Source organism: Acidovorax sp. SUPP950 (assembly GCF_030158935.1).
GTDB lineage: Bacteria > Pseudomonadota > Gammaproteobacteria > Burkholderiales > Burkholderiaceae_C > Paracidovorax.
In genome coordinates this window covers 421384-441592 of sequence record NZ_BQXE01000001.1, presented here as the reverse complement: position 1 = coordinate 441592, position 20209 = coordinate 421384, and the positions used below count along the sequence as shown (strand labels likewise).

Below are 20209 nucleotides of genomic sequence, written 5' to 3'. Positions count from 1 at the left end.
CCGGCAGCAACCAAAGCAATCCCCCAACAAGCAGCAGTCTTCAGGAATGTCTTCCTGCGGACTCCGGGCGACCCGTAACCATTCGGAGAACCCAGTGCTTTTGTCTCTACAGGGATCCTTCCCGCCCGCCATCCTGGCGCTCGCAGACGGCACGGTCTTTATCGGCAATTCGATTGGTGCCACCGGCACCACGGTCGGCGAAGTGGTGTTCAACACCGCGATCACCGGCTACCAGGAAATCCTCACCGACCCGAGCTACTGCCAGCAGATCGTCACCCTGACGTATCCGCACATCGGCAACTACGGTGTCAATACCGAGGACATCGAAGCCGACAAGGTCCATGCCGCAGGCTTGATCATCAAAGACCTGCCGTTGCTGGCCAGCAATTTCCGCAGCACCGAGACCCTCTCGCAGTACCTTGTGCGCGAAAACACCGTTGCCATCGCCAACATCGACACCCGCAAGCTCACGCGCATCTTGCGCACCCACGGAGCGCAGAACGGCGCCATCGTCGGGCTTGCGGCCGGCGAAGCGGTGACCCAGGCGCGCATCGACGAGGCCCTGGCCGCCGCCAAGGCGGCACCCAGCATGAAGGGCCTGGATCTGGCCCAGGTGGTGAGCACCTCTGCGGCCTATCCGTGGGACCAGACCGAGTGGAAGCTTGGTTCGGGTTACGGCACCCTTGCCGCTCCGCGCTTTCACGTGGTGGCCTACGACTACGGCGTGAAAAAGAACATTCTGCGCATGCTGGCCGAGCGCGGCTGCCGACTCACCGTGGTTCCGGCCAAGACCCCGGCAGCCGAGGTGCTGGCCATGAAGCCCGATGGCGTGTTCCTGTCCAACGGCCCTGGCGATCCGGCGCCGTGCGACTACGCCATCGAAGCCACGCGCCAGATCATCGATGCCGGCGTGCCCACCTTCGGCATCTGCCTGGGCCACCAGATCATGGCCCTGGCCAGCGGCGCGAAGACCTTCAAGATGGACAACAGCCACCATGGCGCGAACCATCCCGTGAAGGACCTGGACAACGGCCGTGTCAGCATCACCAGCCAGAACCATGGGTTTGCCGTGGAGATGGAGTCGCTGCCGGCGACCCTGCGCCCCACGCACATCAGCCTGTTCGACGGCACGCTGCAGGGCCTGGAGCGCACGGACAAGCCCGCGTTCTGTTTCCAGGGCCACCCCGAGGCCTCGCCCGGCCCGCACGACATCGCCTACCTGTTTGACCGCTTCACTGCGCTGATGGAGAAGAAATAATGCCGAAGCGCACAGACCTCAAATCGATCCTCATCATCGGCGCCGGCCCCATCATCATCGGCCAAGCCTGCGAATTCGACTATTCCGGCGTGCAGGCCTGCAAGGCCCTGCGCGAGGAAGGCTACAAAGTCATCCTGATCAACAGCAATCCTGCGACGATCATGACCGACCCGGCCACCGCCGATGTGACCTACATCGAGCCCATCACGTGGCAGACCGTCGAGAAGATCATCGCCAAGGAGCGCCCCGACGCGATCCTGCCGACGATGGGCGGGCAGACGGCGCTCAATTGCGCCCTCGACCTGTGGCGCAATGGCGTGCTGCACAAGTACAAGGTGGAGCTGATCGGCGCCACGCCCGAGGCGATCGACAAGGCGGAAGACCGCCTCAAGTTCAAGGATGCGATGACCCGCATCGGCCTGGGCTCGGCCCGCTCCGGCATCGCCCACAGCATGGACGAGGCGTGGACGGTGCAAAAGACCGTGGGCTTTCCCACGGTGATCCGTCCCAGCTTCACGCTGGGCGGCACCGGCGGCGGCATTGCCTACAACCCTGAAGAGTTCGAGACCATCTGCAAGCGCGGGCTGGAGGCTTCGCCCACCAACGAACTGCTGATCGAAGAATCGCTGCTCGGCTGGAAAGAGTACGAGATGGAAGTGGTTCGCGACAAGGCGGACAACTGCATCATCATCTGCTCGATCGAGAACCTCGATCCGATGGGCGTGCACACGGGCGACTCGATCACGGTGGCGCCTGCGCAAACGCTGACCGACAAGGAATACCAGATCATGCGCAACGCGTCCCTCGCGGTGCTGCGCGAGATCGGCGTGGATACCGGTGGCTCCAACGTGCAGTTCTCGGTGAATCCGAAAGACGGTCGCATGATCGTCATCGAGATGAATCCACGCGTATCGCGGTCGTCGGCCCTGGCATCGAAGGCCACGGGCTTTCCGATCGCCAAGGTCGCGGCGAAGCTCGCGGTGGGCTACACGCTCGACGAACTGAAGAACGAAATCACGGGCGGCGCTACGCCCGCATCGTTCGAACCCTCGATCGACTACGTGGTCACCAAGATTCCACGTTTTGCATTCGAGAAGTTCCCCACGGCCGACAGCCGCCTGACCACGCAGATGAAGTCGGTGGGCGAGGTCATGGCCATGGGCCGCACGTTCCAGGAGTCTTTCCAGAAGGCGTTGCGTGGCCTGGAAGTCGGCGTGGACGGCATGAATGAAAAGACGCAGGACCGCGAACTGCTGGAAAAGGAACTGGGCGAGCCTGGTCCCGAGCGCATCTGGTATGTGGGCGATGCCTTCGCCATGGGCCTGTCGGTCGACGAGGTGCATGACCTCACCAAGATCGACAAATGGTTCCTGGTGCAGATCGAAGAGATCGTGAAGATCGAACTGGATCTGGACAAGCTGACCGATGAAAAGGGGGATGGCGCGCTGGCTGCCATCGACGCCGCTACGCTGCGCGCGCTCAAGAAAAAGGGCTTTTCCGATCGCCGCCTGGCCAAGCTCCTGCGGACGCAGGAAAAGGCCGTGCGGGAGGCGCGCCGGGCACTCAACGTGCGTCCCGTCTACAAGCGGGTGGACACCTGCGCCGCCGAGTTCGCCACCAACACGGCTTACATGTACTCGACCTACGAGGACGAGTGCGAAGCCGCGCCCACCACCAACAAGAAGATCATGGTGCTGGGCGGTGGCCCCAACCGCATCGGCCAAGGCATCGAGTTCGACTACTGCTGTGTTCACGCCGCACTCGCCATGCGCGAGGACGGCTATGAAACCATCATGGTCAACTGCAATCCGGAAACGGTTTCGACCGACTACGACACGTCGGATCGGCTTTATTTCGAGCCGCTCACGCTGGAAGACGTGCTGGAAATCGTCGACAAGGAAAAGCCCACGGGCGTGATCGTGCAGTACGGTGGTCAGACGCCCCTGAAGCTGGCGCTCGGCCTGGAGGCCGAGGGCGTGCCGATCATCGGCACCAGTCCGGACATGATCGATGCTGCGGAAGACCGCGAGCGCTTTCAAAAACTGCTCAACGACCTGGGGCTGCGCCAGCCACCCAACGCCACGGCACGCACCGAGCCGGAGGCCCTGGAGAAGGCTGCCGCGTTGGGCTATCCACTGGTCGTGCGCCCCAGCTATGTGCTGGGTGGCCGTGCCATGGAAATCGTCCACGAACAGCGGGATCTGGAACGCTACATGCGCGAAGCCGTCAAGGTGAGCAACGACTCGCCCGTGCTGCTGGACCGTTTCCTGAACGATGCGATCGAGTGCGATGTGGATTGCCTGCGCGACCCCGAGGGCAAGGTTTTCATCGGGGGCGTGATGGAGCACATCGAGCAAGCCGGCGTGCACAGCGGCGACTCGGCCTGCTCGTTGCCGCCTTACTACCTCAGCAAGGCCACGGTGGATGAACTCAAGCGCCAGACTGCGGCCATGGCCGAGGGCCTGAGCGTGGTGGGCTTGATGAACGTGCAGTTCGCCATTCAGGAAAAGGATGGCAAAGACGTGATCTATGTGCTCGAAGTGAATCCGCGCGCATCCCGCACGGTGCCCTTCGTCAGCAAGGCCACGGGCATCCAGTTGGCCAAGGTGGCGGCCCGCTGCATGGCGGGGCAGTCGCTGGCGAGCCAGGGCATCACGCGGGAAGTCACGCCGCCTTATTTCAGCGTGAAGGAGGCAGTGTTCCCCTTCGTCAAGTTCCCGGGTGTGGACACGATCCTCGGCCCGGAGATGAAGTCCACCGGCGAAGTGATGGGAGTGGGTAAGACGTTCGGTGAGGCTTTCGTGAAGAGCCAGCTGGGGGCCGGCACGAAACTGCCGACGTCCGGCAAGGTGTTCCTCACCGTGAAGAACAGCGACAAGCCGCGTGCGGTGGAAATCGGTCGGCAACTGGTCACCCTGGGCTTCGACCTGGTGGCGACCAAGGGCACGGCTGCCGCGATCTCGGAGGCCGGCGTGCCGGTGACCGTGGTGAACAAGGTGACCGAAGGCCGCCCGCACATCGTGGACATGATCAAGAACGACGAAATCGTCATGGTCATCAATACGGTGGAAGAGCGGCGCAATGCGATTGCCGACTCCCGCGCGATCCGCACGAGTTCGCTGCAGGCCCGGGTCACCACCTTCACGACCATCTTCGGCGCCGAGGCGGCCGTGGAAGGCATGAAGCATCTGGACCATCTGGACGTTTATTCCGTGCAGGAACTGCACGCGCAATTGACGGCCTGAACGGCACAGTCAGGTTAAGCGTCCGGCCGCCTCAAACGCGGCATAATCGCCACTGACCAGAGACCGCCGCGCGGCAACGCGCGGCGGTTTCCTTTTGGGGCGTCCGTTTGTGCATCCACCGGTGTGCAAGACGCCAGGAGGGCCGCGCGTTGCGCGGCGTCGAATTGAACGTGGAGACTGATTCAATGGCCACCATTCCCATTACCAAGCGCGGCGCTGAAAAGCTCAAGGAAGAGCTGCACCGTCTGAAGACCGTCGAACGCCCTGCGGTGATCAATGCCATCGCCGAGGCGCGTGCCCAGGGCGATCTGAGCGAAAACGCCGAATACGAGGCCGCCAAAGACCGGCAGGGTTTCATCGAAGGCCGCATCCAGGAAGTCGAGAGCAAGTTGTCCGCTGCGCAGATCATCGACCCCACCGCGCTGGACGCGGGCGGCAAAGTGGTGTTCGGTGCCACGGTGAAGCTGGAAGACGAAGAGAGCGGCGATGCCGTCACCTACCAGATCGTGGGCGAGGACGAGGCCGACCTGAAGCTGGGCCTCATCAATGTGTCCAGCCCCATCGCTCGCGCGCTGATCGGCAAGGAAGAGGGCGACACGGCCGAGGTCCAGGCCCCCGGTGGCCTGCGCCGCTATGAAGTGGTGGGCGTGAGCTACATCTGAGCGAAAGACGCTGCCATGTATGACCGCGTGCCCGTTCTGGCCGCCGCATTGTGGTGGGGGAGTCTGTCGGCCATCGGGTTCCTGGCCGTACCGCTCCTGTTCGTGCATCTGCCTACACCGGCGCTGGCCGGCAACATGGCCGCACGCCTTTTCGAGGCACAAACCTTCGTCTCGATCGCTTGCTGCGTGTGCCTTTTCCTGTTGTCCAAGCGACGGCATGCAGAGACGCAGGAGGATTGGGCCCAGGCCGCGCTGGTCTTCGTGATCGCCGGGCTTTTACTGGCGTTGCTGGTGCAGTACGGCGTATCGCCCCGCATCGTCGCTCGCCAGAATCTACGGCTGTGGCACAGCGTGGGCAGCGTGATGTACGCGTTGCAGTGGGGATGCGCTCTGGCCGTCCTGTGGCGAACGTCCCGGCGCTGATTTCTCGGCGCAGGGGGCGCTCCTTTTACTGCCCGTTTACTCTTTCCAGTGCTCAGACACCCAGGTGGCAGGCTGGATGTAGCGAAAGCGGCGATTGCGCCGGCCTGCCAGGGCATCGGGCGGGTTGCACTCACCGTGAAAGATCACGATGCGCGCGTCGGCCGGAATGATTGGCGGCTTCCAATAATTGGAAGGCCATGCAGGGATGCAGTGGTACTTGAAGCTGGGGCACCAGCCTGCGGGCCAGTAGCTCAGCTTGCCCTGCTGATGCAGGAAGTCCGAAAGGTAGGCCTGTTCGTTGCGAAACTTCCGGCGGATGGCATCGAAGTGCCCGCGAAAGTATTCGAGTACGTCGGGGTGTGAACCGATCTCGAACCGATACACCGATGAATTGCCGGTGATGCGCCATGGCCGTTTGTAGTCATGGATGATCAGGAACTCGCCCGGCGCTTCGAAAAAAGCATCAAGACCGCCTGTGACGACGACATCCACGTCCAGGAACAGTGCGGTGCCTGACAGGCCATGCAGATCGGCGCTGAACGTGGCGAGCTTGGTCCAGCCGCGCTCCGGAATGCCGGCGGGCAGATCCAGTGCGGGAATCGGAAGGCATTGCACTTCGGCCCGGATGCCCGTCGAATCATCCGTCAGGCAGACAAAGCGAAAATCGCCAGTGAGATGACGCCGGACCATGGCGTAAAGTCGGTTCACATATTCGGGGCCGTATTTGGTGCCCCATTTCATGCAGATCACGTGGCGCGTTCGCGCCGTGCTGGAGCCCATCAATCGGCCTGGCGCTTCTTGACGGATTTCTGCTTGGGCTTCTTGGCCCGCTTGATCTGGCCGCCGGGCGTCAATCGCTGGTTGCCAAGGACGCGCAACTGCTTGATCTCGGGCCGCTGGCCGCCGCGCTTGCTGAACTTGAGCACTTTCACATCGCGAGGGCCGGGCATGCGGTCTTCGTCGACGGTGCGCTCCTTGGGAGGCTGCGGGCGCCAGAGCACCAGCAACTTGCCGATGTGTTGGATGGGTGCAGCGTTGAGTTCTGCCGCCAAGGTCTGGTAAATCTGTTCGCGCGATGTCCGGTCGTCGCTGAAGACGCGGACTTTGATCAATCCGTGGGCATTGAGGGCAGCGTTGATTTCTTTTTGGACAGCGGGGGTCAACCCATCGCCGCCGATCAGGACGACGGGGTCCAGATGGTGGGCATTGGCGCGGTGTTCCCGGCGCTCTGCGGGAGTCAATTGAATTTGGGGCATGGGCCGTATTATCGAGGCAGGATGAAAACAAACACGAAAAGCAAGAAGGTGAACAAGGCATGGCTCCATGACCATGTCAACGACACCTACGTCAAGCTCGCCCAGAAAGAGGGCTATCGCGCCCGTGCCGCTTACAAACTCAAGGAAATCGATGAGCAGCTGGGGCTGATCAAGCCAGGGCACATCGTGGTCGACCTGGGCTCCTCGCCAGGGGCCTGGAGCCAGTACCTGCGGCGTCGCATGTCGCCAGGAGGCGCGGCAGTCGGCCAACTCAACGGCACCATCATCGCCCTGGATCTGCTGCCCATGGAGCCGATCGAAGGGGTCGGCTTTCTCCAGGGCGATTTCCGGGAGGACGATGTTCTGGCGCAGTTGCAGGAAGCCGTCCAGGGGCGGGCTGTCGACGTGGTGGTTTCCGACATGGCCCCCAATCTGTCCGGAATCGAGTCAGCCGACGCGGCGCGCATTTCCCACCTGATCGAACTGGCCGTCGAATTCGCCGTGCAGCACCTCAAACCCGAAGGGGCGCTCGTGGTCAAGCTGTTCCATGGCAGCGGGTATGCGCAGCTGGTGCAGTTGTTCAAGGAAACATTCAAGGTGGTCAAGCCCATCAAGCCCAAAGCCTCGCGGGACAAATCTTCCGAGACTTTTTTGGTGGGAATCGGCTTGAAAAAGCAGGCTTGAACAGTATGAACGCGGTTCGTCAGCGGTTACAACCCATGCCAATGCAGTCTTGCCGTGGGTTGACCATGGCCTCTGCTGGGGTAAATCGCACCGCCTTCCACCTTGAAACGCCTAAAATGCGCCCTAAATGCGCTAGGACGTCTCCATGACACGTTCGTGGCGTTATCCCCTTTGCTTCTGGAGCCCCGCTTGAACAATCAGTGGTTTTCAAAAATTGCCGTGTGGCTGGTCATCGCCATGGTGCTCTTTACGGTGTTCAAACAGTTCGACACCCGTTCAGGCGCCAGCGCGGGCTCTGTGGGGTATTCCGAATTCCTGGAGGAGGTGCGCAGCAACCGGATCAAGAGCGCCACGATCCAGGAAGGGCAGGGTGGCACGGAGATCGTTGCCACTACCACCGATGATCGCAAATTGCGCACCACCGCGACCTATCTGGACCGCGGATTGGTGGGCGATCTGATCAACAACAACGTCAAGTTCGACGTCAAGCCACGGGAAGAGGGCTCGCTTTTGATGACCCTGCTCGTCAGCTGGGGCCCCATGCTGCTGCTGATCGGCGTGTGGGTGTACTTCATGCGTCAGATGCAGGGTGGCGGTAAGGGCGGGGCTTTCAGCTTCGGCAAGAGCAAGGCCCGCATGCTGGACGAGAACAGCAATCAGGTGACCTTTGCCGACGTGGCAGGATGCGACGAAGCCAAGGAAGAAGTCAAGGAAGTCGTCGACTTCCTGAAAGACCCTCAGAAATTCCAGAAACTCGGTGGCCGCATTCCTCGGGGCCTTTTGTTGGTCGGCCCTCCGGGAACGGGCAAGACGCTGCTGGCGAAATCCATTGCCGGCGAAGCCAAGGTTCCCTTCTTCAGCATTTCCGGCTCCGACTTCGTGGAAATGTTCGTGGGCGTGGGCGCGGCCCGCGTGCGCGACATGTTCGAGAACGCCAAGAAGAATGCGCCCTGCATCATCTTCATTGATGAAATCGATGCGGTGGGCCGCCAGCGCGGCGCTGGCCTGGGTGGTGGCAATGACGAACGCGAACAGACCTTGAACCAGATGCTGGTCGAGATGGACGGCTTCGAGACCAATCTCGGGGTGATCGTGGTGGCCGCCACCAACCGCCCTGACATCCTGGATGCCGCCTTGCTGCGCCCTGGCCGATTCGACCGACAGGTGTATGTGACGCTGCCCGATATCCGCGGCCGTGAGCAGATCCTGAACGTGCACATGCGAAAGGTGCCTGTTGGCCAGGACGTGAACCCGAGCGTCATCGCCCGTGGAACTCCCGGCATGTCGGGCGCGGATCTGGCCAATCTTTGCAACGAAGCGGCTTTGATGGCGGCACGCCGCAGTGCGCGCACCGTGGAGATGCAGGATTTCGAGAAAGCCAAGGACAAGATCATCATGGGCCCCGAGCGCAAGAGCATGGTGATGCCCGAGGAAGAGCGCCGCAATACGGCCTACCACGAGTCTGGTCACGCGCTGATCGGCAAGCTGCTGCCCAAGTGCGATCCGGTCCACAAGGTCACCATCATTCCGCGTGGTCGTGCACTGGGCGTGACCATGAGCCTTCCCGAAAAGGACCGCTACAGCTACGACCGCGAGTACATGCTGAACCAGATCAGCATGCTGTTCGGCGGACGGATTGCCGAAGAGGTGTTCATGAACCAGATGACCACCGGCGCCAGCAACGATTTCGAACGTGCCACCTCGATCGCGCGGGACATGGTGACGCGTTACGGCATGACGGAGGCGTTGGGCCCGATGGTCTATGCCGAGAACGAGGGCGAGGTTTTCCTCGGCCGCTCGGTGACCAAGACCAACAACATGAGCGAGCAGACGATGGAAAAGGTCGATGGCGAGGTTCGCCGCATCATCGACGAGCAATACGCGCTGGCACGCAAGCTGATCGAAGACAACAGCGACAAGATGCATGCCATGGCCAAGGCGCTGCTGGAGTGGGAGACGATCGACACCGAGCAACTCGACGACATCATGGCAGGCAAGCCCCCGCGTCCTCCCAAGGACTGGACGCCTCGCACGCCATCGTCGGGTGGGGATAACTCGGGCGGCGGTACGCCGGCCGTGACGACCGAACCTGCTCCTTCGGCCGCTTGAGCCTGCGGCGGAACGCTGCAACCAACAACGGGGCCTGTGTGCCCCGTTTTTGTGTTTTTCTCGTTTAAACCATTCCACGTGTCGATGCACTGGCAGACCAGCCGATTCCAGATCGATCTCTCACGGCCTCGGGTCATGGGTATCGTGAATGCCACTCCGGATTCCTTCTCCGATGGCGGGCGGCACGCCACCACCCTGGACGCGATGCGCCACTGCGAAAGTCTGCTGGCGCAGGGGGCTGACATTCTGGACATCGGGGGGGAATCCACCCGCCCAGGCAGTCCCGCCGTCTCGCTGGATGAGGAGTTGGCTCGGGTGTTGCCTCTGGTCCGGTTGGCGGTGGGCCTGGGCGTGCCGTTGTCCATCGACACCTACAAGCCCGAGGTGATGCGTGCGGTGCTGGACTTGGGCGCTGACATCATCAACGACATCTGGGCCCTTCGGCAACCCGGAGCCATGGCCGTGGTGGCCGGCCATCCTGCATGCGGGGTGTGCCTGATGCACATGCACCGCGACCCCCAGACCATGCAGGCGGCTCCGATGGAGGGAGACGTGGTCTCTCAAGTGCTATCTTTTTTAGAGCAATGTGCCCTAGATTTACATGTGCTGGGGGTCGAAAAGAGTCGTATCGTGCTGGACTGCGGCATCGGCTTTGGCAAGACGGTGGAGCAGAACTTCGCGCTCCTTGCCTGCCAGCCTTTGCTGTCCCGCGCGGGCTACCCCTGGCTGGCTGGCTGGTCGCGCAAATCGTCGCTCGGTGCGGTCACGCAGTGGCCGGTTTCAGAGCGCATGGTCCCGAGCGTGGCAGCGGCGTTGTTGGCCGTGGAGCGTGGGGCGCGCATCGTGCGTGTGCACGATGTGCGCGAAACCGTCGCCGCATTGCAAGTCTGGCAGGCCTGTCAAATTCCCCCACCCTCACTCTAGCCTGCGGATATCCTTCAGGCGGAGGCAAAAAATCATGACACGTCGATATTTCGGTACGGATGGCATCCGCGGCACCGTAGGGCAGGCGCCCATCACTCCCGACTTTGTGCTGCGGCTCGCGCATGCGGTGGGCCGGGTTTTGCGTCGCAAGGAAGAGCGGCCCACGGTGTTGATCGGGAAGGACACGCGCATTTCCGGCTACATGCTGGAGAGCGCGCTGGAGTCCGGCTTCAACTCTGCAGGGGTGGATGTGGTGCTGCTGGGGCCCTTGCCTACACCTGGAGTGGCGTACCTCACCCGTGCCCAGCGCGCCAGCCTGGGTGTTGTGATCAGCGCCAGCCACAATGCCTATCCGGACAATGGCATCAAGTTCTTCAGCGCTCAAGGGACGAAGCTCTCCGATGAGTGGGAAATGGCGGTGGAGTCGGCGCTGGATGAAGCCCCGGTCTGGGCGGACTCCGCCTCGTTGGGCAAAGCGAGGCGCCTGGAGGATGCGGCAGGCCGCTACATCGAATTTTGCAAGAGCACGTTTCCGCAGGATCTGACCCTCAAGGGGGTGAAGATCGTGGTGGATGCGGCCCACGGCGCGGCGTATCACATCGCGCCCAAGGTGTTTCATGAACTGGGCGCGGAAGTGTTGGCCATCGGCTGCTCCCCCGATGGCCTGAACATCAACCACCAAGTCGGTGCGACCCATCCCGAAGCCTTGGTGCGGGCGGTCCGGGCCAACCACGCGCACTTCGGCGTGGCGTTGGATGGTGACGCGGATCGGCTCCAGATGGTGGACGCGGCGGGGCGCCTCTACAACGGCGACGAACTGCTGTATCTCATGGCCTCTGACCGTTTGGGCCGGGGCGAGCCGGTGCCTGGCGTGGTTGGCACGCTCATGACCAACATGGCGGTAGAGCTTGCGCTCAAGGCGCAGGGCATACAGTTCGTGCGTGCCAAAGTGGGCGACCGGTATGTGCTGGAAGAGTTGGCCCGCCATCGCTGGCTTTTGGGTGGAGAGGGTTCAGGGCACCTGTTGGCCCTGGACCGCCATACGACCGGCGATGGCCTCATCAGCGCCCTCCAGGTGCTTCAGGCGTGTGTTCGCAACGCCTGCGGTTTGCCGGACATGCTGGCGAGTGTGCAACTCTTTCCGCAGGTGCTCCTCAATGTCCGGCTGGCTCCAGGGCAGGATTGGAAGAGCAACACCACCTTGTCAGACACCTTGCGTTCCGTGGAGGCGGCATTGGGCGAAACCGGGCGGGTATTGATTCGCGCCAGCGGAACCGAACCTCTGCTGCGCGTGATGGTGGAGGCCAGCAATGCCGACCATGCCAATCACTTCGCGCAACAACTGGCAGATGCGGCGCGTGCGGGGTGAGTCCATCTGCGGCGTGCTTCAGTATCTGAGCCTGCGCAGCGTCTGATCCGGCCTATTGCGCTGCATGCTGCCGCTGTAGCAGGGCGGTGATCTGGTGGGCGGGCAAAGGCTTGCTGAAGTAATAGCCCTGTGCTTCGTCGCAACCTTGTTCGCGAAGGTATGACAGCTGCTCGCTCGTTTCCACGCCCTCGGCCGTGGTCCGGATGCCCAGAGCCTGCGCCATGCGAATGATGGCGCTGACGATGGCCCGGTCGTTGCTGTCATTGCCCAAGTCCCGCACGAACGACTGGTCGATCTTGAGCTTGTAGATTTGGAAGCGCTTGAGTTGGCTCAGCGAAGAATATCCCGTGCCGAAATCGTCCATGGACATGCGCACGCCCCGGGCATGCAACTGGTCCATGGTGGCGATGGCGGAACGGGGGTCGTCCACTGCGACGCCTTCGGTCAGTTCGAGCTCCAGCCGGTTGGCCCGCAGCGAAGTGCTGTCCAGAAGCCGGCTGACCAGTTCGGGCAACTGCGGCTGTCTGAACTGCAGTGCCGATAGATTGACCGCCATGGCCAGCCAGTCCATGCCCATGGTGTGCCAGTGCTGCAACTGGTCCAAGGCTGTCTGCATGACCCATTCGCCGATCTGCAGGATCTGGCCGCTGTCTTCTGCGATGGGGATGAACTCTGCGGGAGAGATGCTCCCGAGGTCGGGATGCTCCCAGCGGAGCAGCGCTTCCACGCTGCGGATCTCGCCCGTCGCGATGGTGATCTGCGGTTGGTAGTGCAAATGCAGCTGGTTGCGCTCCAGAGCGCGCCGCAGGGCATTTTCCAGAAGGAGGGCACGCACCGACTGGGCTTGCATTTCCGGGGTGAAGAAGCGGTAAGTGTTTCGACCGTCCAGCTTTGCCCGGTACATGGCCACATCGGCGGACTGGGTCAGGGTGTCGAAATCCGCGCCGTCCTGTGGAAACAGTGCGATGCCCATCGAAGGCGCCATCGTGAGTTCGTGGTGCCCAATTTGGTAATGCTGGCGCGACGCCTCCTGCAGCTTGCCTGCGACACGTGCCGCCCCATGCGCGTTGGCCCCGGGCAGCAGCAGAATGAATTCGTCGCCCCCTAAGCGCGAAACGGTGTCCTTGTCCCGCACGACCGCCCGGAGCCTTTTGGCGATTTCCACCAGCAGAGCATCTCCGACCCGGTGGCCCAGCGAGTCGTTCACGTGCTTGAAGTGATCGAGGTCGAGGAAGATCACAGCGAGGGGCGTGCCCCCTTCGCTGGCAGCGCGGATCGCAAGGTGGCTGCGCTCAGCCAGGAGCGTGCGGTTCGGCAGACCGGTCAATGGATCATAGTGGGCCAGCCAATAGATGCGTTCCTGGTCGTGCTTGCGATCGTTGATCTCGCGATGCAGGTTGTCCACGGTTTCGCTGAGCTGCCGCGTCCGCTGGTGCACCTGACGCTCCAGGTCAGCATGCATCCGGGCCAGCTCTGCCTGTGCCTGGCGCTGCTCGCTGACATCCATGGCAATGCAAACCGATCCATTGGCCGGACGGGCAGGGTCGATGGCCTTGACGCGCACTTCGCACACCACGGCACGGCCATCCTTGCCGCGCAAGGTCATCTCGCCCACGAAGATCTTGCCGTCCGTCAGTGGTTCGTAGCAGCGCTTTTTCGCATCTTCCCAGTCCGCGTCGCTGAAATGCCATTGCCGCGTCGCTGCGTTGGCCAGCTCCCCAGGACCATAGCCCAGCATCTGTTCGAAGTGCTGGTTGCAGCGTGTCATGCGCTGATTGGAGATAAACGCGATGCCCACCATGGCGTGGTCGAAAAGGGCCTGCTTTTCCTGCACCACGGCGTGAAGCTGGGTTTGCGCATGCCGCTGCTCATCGATGTCATCGATGATCCAGATCGAGCCTTCCGCCGTGTCGGCGGGGTTGATCAGCCGACCGGCCAAGCTGCTCCAGAACAAGCGGCCGTTGCAGCGCCGCATCTGGCATTCCGTGCGGTAAGTATCCCCACGCGCAAGCACCGGATAGGCATTGCGTCCCAAGTCCCGGAACGCGTCGAGGGTGGGATACAGGGCCTGGCTGCTCAGTCCTATGGTTTCTTCGACCGTTTCATAGCCAAAGATATCGGCATAGCGTTGATTGCAGCGAACGATCTGCCGTTGGCGGATGAAAACGATGCCCACCCCGGCGCTGTCCAACAAAGTCTGCTGCTCGCGAAGGATGCGTTGCAAAGTCGGCCCGGGCTGAGAAAGTACGGGCGCATCAAGCGTGGGGCACATGGAAATGAGTGAAGCCCTGGCGGGCGGCAAGTTGTGCGAAAGTGTAGCAGTCGCCCCTGAAATCCCGAGTTCGGGATTGTCTCGATCAAAAGCGCGATGCATATCTTCTGGCAGGCCAGGCTCCGTTCTTTCCAAGTCATGAAGCTGTCATGGCCTGGACATGGCGGCGTCACTGCCGTTTGCCACAGTCTCGTCCAAGCGGGAAGGGCAACGCTCCTTCAAGCTGTGATCCAACCACCCTTGCAGGGAGAGACGAGTGAACGAACTACCCATCCCGACGATGCCCTTGTGTCCAGACTCATTGCCCAGGGGGTCACTTCATCGCCCTGGCCATTCGGGCGATGTGGCAAGCCGTTTGTCCACCGAAGGCGGGGTGGAAGTGGCTTGGGCGCGGCACCTCGACGAAGTCCGGGAAGCCCAGCGCCTGAGGTTCGAGGTGTTCGCATCGGAGATGGGAGCGCGACTCAATACCTCGGTGGCCGGCCATGACGTGGACCTTTTCGACGAATATTGCGAGCACCTGCTGGTCCGGGACATCGCCACGCGTCAGGTCATCGGTACCTACCGCGTACTCACTCCCGCTCAAGCCCGCCGGGTCGGCGGTACCTACAGCGATACCGAGTTCGACCTGACACGGCTGCGCACGCTCCGCTCTCGAATGGTCGAATTGGGGCGAAGCTGTGTCCATCCCGACTATCGGCACGGAGGCGTGATTCTGGCGCTTTGGAGCGCCCTGGCGGATTTCATGGTGCGCAATCAACTCGACACCATGATCGGTTGCGCCAGCATTCCCATGCTGCACAACGGGGTGGTGAGCGGCGATGCGGCTGCAAGCATCTGGAGCCAAGTGCAGAAGTCGCATCTGGCACCCATCGAGTTCCATGTGCGCCCGCGGTTGCCGTTGCCTGTGGATCAATTGGATGGATCACTGGCGATCGAGCCGCCCGCCCTCATCAAGGGCTATTTGCGCCTGGGGGCACGTGTTCTCGGTGCGCCGGCCTGGGACCCTGATTTCAACTCAGCCGATTTGCCAATGCTCATGCGCATTGCGGATTTGCCTTCGCGATACCGCAAGCATTTTCTCGGAGTGTGACGGCGCTTTATCTGTCATGAACATCAGCAAACCTTCCGTGACGCCTTCACCGGACTGTCATGAAAATGTCATGGTGACTGCCAATACTGGGGTGGAACCCATCCCTTCCAAAGCAGCCATGCCGTCGCCTTCCGAGCCTCTCCCCGAATCGTCTCTTCAATCTGCTGTGCCTAACGGGGAAGTCGAGGGGGCCAATGTGCCCCCTTTGCCAGAGAAATCGTTGAACTCCGATCCTGATTTTCTCAATCGCGACCACAGCATTCTTGCTTTCAATGAGCGGGTATTCGACTGGGCCGCCCGGGTCGATGTGCCGCTGCTCGAGCGTTTGCGATACCTCTGCATCGTTTCTTCCAATCTCGATGAATTTTTCGAGGTGCGTGCCGCGGCCCATCTGACTGCCGCTCAGAACGGCGATACCAAAGGCCCGTATACCGTCGCTTCGTTCGAGGAGCTGGCTGCCAAAGCCCATGACCTTGTCGCGCGGCAATACGCGCTGTACAACGACTCGCTCACCCCGGCCTTTGCAGCCCAGAACATCCACATCGTCTCCCACGGCGACCGTACCGGGGCACAGAGACGCTGGGTGAACGAGTATTTCGACCGGGAGGTTCGTCCTCTGCTGATCCCGGTCGGCCTGGACCCGTCGCATCCGTTCCCGCAGGTCGCCAACAAGTCGCTGAATTTCATCGTGCGTTTGAAAGGCAACGATGCCTTTGGACGCGAGAATGAAATTGCCATCGTCAAGGTGCCTCGCGTCTTGCCGCGCCTCATACGCATGCCCGCCAAAGTGGCCGTGACAGGAGCGCAGTTTGTCAGTCTGTCCAGCATTGTGCGGGCACACCTGGCAGAACTCTTCACCGGGCGCGAAGTGACCGAGTTTTCCCAGTTCCGTGTCACGCGCCATTCCGATCTGGCCGTGGATGAAGACGATGTGCGCAATCTGCGCACGGCGCTGCGTCAGGGGCTGGAGCACCGCCACTATGGCCAAGCGGTACGGCTGGAGGTGTCATCGAGCTGTTCGCGGTTCTTGTCAGATTTTCTGCAATTGCAGTTTGCCCTTCCCGATGCGGCGCTGTACCGCGTGCATGGCCCGGTGAATCTGGTCAGGCTCTCGCAATTGGTGGACCTGGTGAACGATCCGGCACTGCTGTTTCCTCCATGGCGTTCCGTATGGCCACGTCAAATCCAGTCGGGAAGCTCGCTCATCGAACAGATCGGTCGGCGCGATGTGCTGGCCCACCAGCCTTTCGAGAGTTTCGACGCCGTGCTGGCGTTTCTGCGCGAGGCGGTCAACGACCCGCAGGTACTTGCCATCAAGCAAACCATTTACCGCACGGGAGCCGATTCGGAATTGATGGAGTTGCTGCGGGAGGCCGTCCGGCGCGGCAAGGAAGTCATGGCGGTGGTGGAATTGAAGGCGCGCTTCGACGAAGAGGCCAACATCAATTGGGCGGAAGCCCTGGAGTCCATCGGGGCGCAGGTCGTTTACGGTGTGGTGGGCCTGAAGACACACGCCAAGATGCTGCTGGTCACGCGCCGCGAAGGCCGGCACCTGCGCCGTTATGGCCATCTTTCCACGGGCAACTACAACCCGCGGACCGCCCGCCTGTACACCGATCTGAGCTATTTCACGGCCGATGCCGAAGTCACCGCCGACATGGATGCGGTGTTCAATCATCTGGCGAGCCAGAACAAGCTGCCCAAATTGCGCAAGCTGGTGCTCGCGCCTTTCCATTTGCAGCAGCACATGCTGGACATGATCGAGCGGGTGGGAGAGGCTGCGGCCAAGGGCGACGATGCCCGCATCGTGGCCAAGATGAATGCCCTGACGGACGATATGCTGATGCGCGCGCTCATCAAGGCGGGGCAGCAAGGTGCGCGCATTGATCTCATCGTGCGGGGCGCATGCATGCTGCCGGCGCAACGCAAGGGCATCACGGACAATATTCGGGTGCGTTCGGTCATCGGACGTTTTCTGGAGCACACCCGGGTGTTTTATTTCCGGGCGGGCAAGTCAGAGGATCTGTATCTGTCCAGCGCGGACTGGATGAACCGCAACATGCTGCGTCGTGTGGAGTTGGCCTGGCCCATCACCGACAAGGAACTGCGGCAGCGCATCATCGATGAATGCTTGGTGGCTTACCTGCGGGACGATCGGGACGCCTGGACTCTGCAGCCCGACGGTACGTATGAGCGCGCGCCGCATCCCGTGTCTGGTAAAGGTGCGCAAAAAGCCCTGATGGACCGCTATGCTGCGGCGGCGGGCCGAACAATGGCCCACGGCGGCGGCAGTTCCAAGGCATGATGGATCTGATCCTCTGGCGCCACGCGGAGGCTGAAGAACTCCGTGAGGGAGAAGACGATCTGGATCGTCCTTTGACCGCCCGCGGAGAGAAGCAAGCGGCGCGCATGGCTGCTTGGCTGGATCGGCAACTGCCCGATGGGTTGCGCGTGTTGTCCAGCCCCGCTCGCCGCACGGAGGCCACTGCGAAGGCCCTGGGGCGCAAGTACAAACTGCGCGCCGAGCTATTGCCTGGTGGCACTCCGCAGGAACTGTTGGAACTGGCGCAATGGCCGAAGTCGCGCGGCGCCGTACTAGTGGTGGGGCATCAGCCGGTGTTGGGCCAAGCCGTTGCAAGCCTTTTGGCCTTGCAGGCACCGGAATGTGCGATCCGCAAAGGGTCGGTGTGGTGGCTGCGTCAGCGGCAACGGCCGGAAACCACGGAAACCATCCTGCTGGCGGTGCAGTCCCCGGATTTTCTTTGAGACCAACACCACCATGGGTGCCAGGGCCAACCGGCGCCGAGGGCTCCTGGCTTACTTGCGCGCTGTCTTCGCCGGCTTGGCAGCCTTCTTCGCGGCTGGTACAGGCTGCGCAGGCGCTTGCGCCTTTGGGCGACCGGTCTTGATGGACGGAACGGCCTGCAGCGCCTTCGCCAATGCATCGTCACCCAGCGCAGAAAGCAGCTTGAGGCCCGCGCGCAGCAATTCGCTCTTCTTGGCAGTCGTGCCTAGTTTCCCGGTGCGCAGCTTCAGTGCTTCGATGGCAGCGTACTCGTCTTTGGGAATGGTGAAGCTGTCACGCATGAGCTTGGGCTTCTTGGCCTTGGGGTCGCGGGAAGGGCTGGGCGCAGCGGGCTGGGCAGCCGCCTTGCGGGCCGGGGCCTTCTTGGAAGCAGCGGCCTTGCTGCGTGGGGCGGGCTTGGCTGAAAGGGCTGCACTCGCTGCAGGAGCAGCGGTTTCTGCAGTGTTCGATGCAGAAGCGGCGGAAACGTCTGAGGTACTGGGCATATCGGTTAAATGAGAAAACGGTATATACAGTTTATACCGTTTCATCCAGCGATTTGTCCATCATTGCAGCTCGGCTGCGAACTCCCAAGGCGTTTTGATCCAGGCCGTGCTTTCTTCTCGAAGAAGATGAGCGGACTGTGGATACGCGGCCGACCAGCCGGAGCGTGTGGAAAAAGCGAATCGATTGCCCTGCTGGGAAAGCGACAACCCTTGCATGTCGGGCGTGCGGCGGGCGTGGCAAAGCGCCACGGCGATGCGCAGGCAGACCAACTGCAGCGCCAGGTCGGGATCGTCAAGGTCGGCTTCGAGCTTGCGGACCTTCCCCCGATGGCCTTTCACCAGCAGTCCCAGCCGGTGCAGTTCCCAAACCGCAAAGCCGGCGGCGTCGGTATGGTCCAGGATGTACGCGCCATGGTGGTGGTACTCGCTGTGAGAAATGCGGCATCCCACTTCGTGTAACTGCGCGGCCCAGGCCAGTTTCCGCTCGGCACGTTCGCAGGGCTGGCGGCACGCTTGCGTGAACAACCAACAGGCCGTCTTTGCCACCCGCTCCGCGTGATCGATGTCCACCGCGAACCGGTGCATCAGCCCTCGCACCGTGGACGATCGCAAGTCCGTTTCCGGCAGTTCACGGTCGAGCAGGTCGTACAGCGCTCCTTGGCGCAATGCCCCTTGCGCCACCTGCATCTGATCGATCTGCAGTAACTCGAAAATGGCGCGCAACACGCTGAGGCCGCCGCCGATCACGCTGCGGCGTTCTTCCTTGAGCCCCTCCATGCGCACCCTGTCTGCGGAACGGACACGCAGCAGTTGCTCCTGCAGCCAATCCAGTCCCTGGCGCGTGATGAGTCCGCCGGGATGGCCTGCCGCGGCAAGAACGTCCCCCACCGCCCCGACCGTGCCAGACGACCCGTAAGCCACGTCCCAGGTGTCCGGCCGGTAGATGTTGAGCGCTTCGTCCAGCACAGCCTGGGCCGCAATCTCGGCCGTCCGGAATGCCTGGGGCGTGAAGATGCCTTCCGGAAAATACCGGCTGGACCAGGCCACGCTGCCCACCCGATAGGATGCGACGGCACGCGCCGAAAATTGCTGCCCCAGAATCAGTTCGGTGGATCTTCCGCCAATGTCCACGACCAGCCGACGTTCGTCGGACTGCGGAAGCAGCCGAGCGACCCCTTGATAGATCAGGCGGGCTTCTTCAGGACCCGAAACCACCTCGATCCGGTGGCCCAGGATGTCGCTGCCGCGTTGGAGAAACACCTCGCGATTGCGCGCTTCCCGGAGGGTCTGCGTGGCGACGGCGCGGACGTGATGGGGTTCGAAGGCGGTCAAGCGTTCTGCAAAGCGGGCAAGGCAGTCCCAACCACGCTGCATCGCCTCGGGGGTCAGGTTGCGGTCTTCATCCAGGCCATTGCCCTGGCGAACCGTTTCCTTGAGGTATTCCACACGCTGGATATGGCCGTGTTCGAAACGCCCGATTTCCAGGCGAAAGCTGTTGGATCCGAGATCCACAGCGGCAAGCAGTGTTCCGTCGTGCATGTTGTTGCGTAAGGCGCGCTGGTTTTCAGGCGGGGCAGCATAGCACCTGCCTCTCCAGTCGATGGCGCATCGGAGCTGTGCCAG

General features: G+C 62.1%; 16 protein-coding genes. 11 read left to right on the top strand and 5 right to left on the bottom strand.

The annotated features are described in order from the left end of the window. Positions 1-94 precede the first annotated feature (94 nt). The 4 genes from carA (at position 95) to AVME950_RS02050 (ending at position 5588) form a co-directional block, all read left to right on the top strand. Positions 95-1258, top strand: a complete 1164-nt coding sequence (carA, locus tag AVME950_RS02065; protein WP_284428556.1) for a glutamine-hydrolyzing carbamoyl-phosphate synthase small subunit — start codon at positions 95-97, stop codon at positions 1256-1258. After that, complete coding sequence (carB, locus tag AVME950_RS02060) at positions 1258-4503, top strand: carbamoyl-phosphate synthase large subunit (protein ID WP_284428555.1); 3246 nt, start codon at positions 1258-1260, stop codon at positions 4501-4503. Before carA ends, carB begins: the two co-directional genes overlap by 1 nt. 185 nt (positions 4504-4688) lie before the next feature. Next, positions 4689-5165 carry a transcription elongation factor GreA gene (gene greA, locus AVME950_RS02055; protein WP_272568938.1) on the top strand — a complete coding sequence of 159 codons (477 nt, stop codon included), beginning with the start codon at positions 4689-4691 and terminating at the stop codon, positions 5163-5165. A gap of 15 nt (positions 5166-5180) precedes the next feature. Beyond that, the gene (locus AVME950_RS02050) at positions 5181-5588 is read left to right on the top strand and encodes a DUF4149 domain-containing protein (RefSeq protein WP_284428554.1); all 408 of its coding nucleotides are present in this window, start codon (positions 5181-5183) and stop codon (positions 5586-5588) included. Between the two features lie 36 nt (positions 5589-5624). Here AVME950_RS02050 and AVME950_RS02045 read toward each other — a convergent pair whose 3' ends face one another. Both AVME950_RS02045 and AVME950_RS02040 read right to left on the bottom strand, forming a co-directional pair. Further along, positions 5625-6368, bottom strand: a complete 744-nt coding sequence (locus AVME950_RS02045) for a glycosyltransferase (RefSeq protein ID WP_284428553.1) — start codon at positions 6366-6368, stop codon at positions 5625-5627. After that, a complete protein-coding gene (locus AVME950_RS02040) occupies positions 6368-6844 on the bottom strand; it encodes a YhbY family RNA-binding protein (RefSeq protein WP_272568941.1) in 477 nt (158 codons plus the stop codon). The genes AVME950_RS02045 and AVME950_RS02040 overlap by 1 nt, the downstream gene beginning before the upstream one ends. A gap of 21 nt (positions 6845-6865) precedes the next feature. Here AVME950_RS02040 and AVME950_RS02035 point away from each other — a divergent pair, with 21 nt between their 5' ends. The 4 genes from AVME950_RS02035 to glmM all read left to right on the top strand — a co-directional run bounded on the left by AVME950_RS02035 (position 6866) and on the right by glmM (position 11930). Then, positions 6866-7528 carry an RlmE family RNA methyltransferase gene (locus tag AVME950_RS02035; protein ID WP_284428552.1) on the top strand — a complete coding sequence of 221 codons (663 nt, stop codon included), beginning with the start codon at positions 6866-6868 and terminating at the stop codon, positions 7526-7528. Between the two features lie 189 nt (positions 7529-7717). Continuing rightward, positions 7718-9637: an ATP-dependent zinc metalloprotease FtsH gene (gene ftsH / locus AVME950_RS02030; RefSeq protein WP_284428551.1), complete on the top strand. Its 1920-nt coding sequence runs from the start codon at positions 7718-7720 to the stop codon at positions 9635-9637. A gap of 84 nt (positions 9638-9721) precedes the next feature. Beyond that, a complete protein-coding gene (folP, locus tag AVME950_RS02025; RefSeq protein WP_284428550.1) occupies positions 9722-10561 on the top strand; it encodes a dihydropteroate synthase in 840 nt (279 codons plus the stop codon). A gap of 34 nt (positions 10562-10595) precedes the next feature. Continuing rightward, positions 10596-11930, top strand: coding sequence for a phosphoglucosamine mutase (gene glmM, locus AVME950_RS02020; protein WP_284428549.1), 1335 nt, complete (start codon positions 10596-10598; stop codon positions 11928-11930). A gap of 52 nt (positions 11931-11982) precedes the next feature. On the opposite strand, the gene AVME950_RS02015 is transcribed toward glmM, so the two are convergent. Beyond that, on the bottom strand, positions 11983-14202 hold the full coding sequence (locus AVME950_RS02015; protein ID WP_284428548.1) for a sensor domain-containing protein: 2220 nt from the start codon (positions 14200-14202) through the stop codon (positions 11983-11985). A 256-nt stretch (positions 14203-14458) separates the two neighbouring features. On the opposite strand from AVME950_RS02015, the gene AVME950_RS02010 reads away from it, so the two are divergent. The 3 genes from AVME950_RS02010 to AVME950_RS02000 are packed head-to-tail and all read left to right on the top strand — an operon-like array spanning position 14459 to position 18061. After that, positions 14459-15295, top strand: a complete 837-nt coding sequence (locus tag AVME950_RS02010) for a GNAT family N-acetyltransferase (RefSeq protein ID WP_284428547.1) — start codon at positions 14459-14461, stop codon at positions 15293-15295. 16 nt (positions 15296-15311) lie between these two features. Next, a complete protein-coding gene (gene ppk1 / locus AVME950_RS02005; RefSeq protein WP_502869349.1) occupies positions 15312-17600 on the top strand; it encodes a polyphosphate kinase 1 in 2289 nt (762 codons plus the stop codon). Next, positions 17597-18061, top strand: a complete 465-nt coding sequence (locus tag AVME950_RS02000; RefSeq protein WP_284428546.1) for a SixA phosphatase family protein — start codon at positions 17597-17599, stop codon at positions 18059-18061. Before ppk1 ends, AVME950_RS02000 begins: the two co-directional genes overlap by 4 nt. 51 nt (positions 18062-18112) lie before the next feature. Here AVME950_RS02000 and AVME950_RS24280 read toward each other — a convergent pair whose 3' ends face one another. Together AVME950_RS24280 and AVME950_RS01990 are read right to left on the bottom strand one after the other, a co-directional pair. Next, positions 18113-18382, bottom strand: coding sequence for a hypothetical protein (locus AVME950_RS24280; RefSeq protein WP_349817222.1), 270 nt, complete (start codon positions 18380-18382; stop codon positions 18113-18115). Positions 18383-18646: 264 nt separating this feature from the next. Further along, positions 18647-20125, bottom strand: coding sequence for a Ppx/GppA phosphatase family protein (locus tag AVME950_RS01990; RefSeq protein WP_284428545.1), 1479 nt, complete (start codon positions 20123-20125; stop codon positions 18647-18649). Positions 20126-20209 lie beyond the last annotated feature (84 nt).

Excerpts from the sequence above, each read along its gene's own strand:
- AVME950_RS02015 (WP_284428548.1), bottom strand. The coding sequence starts at position 14,202 with ATGTGCCCCACGCTTGATGCGCCCGTACTTTCTCAGCCCGGGCCGACT.
- AVME950_RS01990 (WP_284428545.1), bottom strand. The coding sequence starts at position 20,125 with ATGCACGACGGAACACTGCTTGCCGCTGTGGATCTCGGATCCAACAGC.
- AVME950_RS02035 (WP_284428552.1), top strand. The coding sequence starts at position 6,866 with ATGAAAACAAACACGAAAAGCAAGAAGGTGAACAAGGCATGGCTCCAT.
- folP (WP_284428550.1), top strand. The coding sequence starts at position 9,722 with ATGCACTGGCAGACCAGCCGATTCCAGATCGATCTCTCACGGCCTCGG.
- AVME950_RS02050 (WP_284428554.1), top strand. The coding sequence starts at position 5,181 with ATGTATGACCGCGTGCCCGTTCTGGCCGCCGCATTGTGGTGGGGGAGT.
- AVME950_RS02000 (WP_284428546.1), top strand. The coding sequence starts at position 17,597 with ATGATGGATCTGATCCTCTGGCGCCACGCGGAGGCTGAAGAACTCCGT.
- AVME950_RS02045 (WP_284428553.1), bottom strand. The coding sequence starts at position 6,368 with ATGGGCTCCAGCACGGCGCGAACGCGCCACGTGATCTGCATGAAATGG.
- greA (WP_272568938.1), top strand. The coding sequence starts at position 4,689 with ATGGCCACCATTCCCATTACCAAGCGCGGCGCTGAAAAGCTCAAGGAA.
- AVME950_RS02040 (WP_272568941.1), bottom strand. The coding sequence starts at position 6,844 with ATGCCCCAAATTCAATTGACTCCCGCAGAGCGCCGGGAACACCGCGCC.
- ppk1 (WP_502869349.1), top strand. The coding sequence starts at position 15,312 with ATGAACATCAGCAAACCTTCCGTGACGCCTTCACCGGACTGTCATGAA.
- carB (WP_284428555.1), top strand. The coding sequence starts at position 1,258 with ATGCCGAAGCGCACAGACCTCAAATCGATCCTCATCATCGGCGCCGGC.
- AVME950_RS24280 (WP_349817222.1), bottom strand. The coding sequence starts at position 18,382 with ATGCGTGACAGCTTCACCATTCCCAAAGACGAGTACGCTGCCATCGAA.
- glmM (WP_284428549.1), top strand. The coding sequence starts at position 10,596 with ATGACACGTCGATATTTCGGTACGGATGGCATCCGCGGCACCGTAGGG.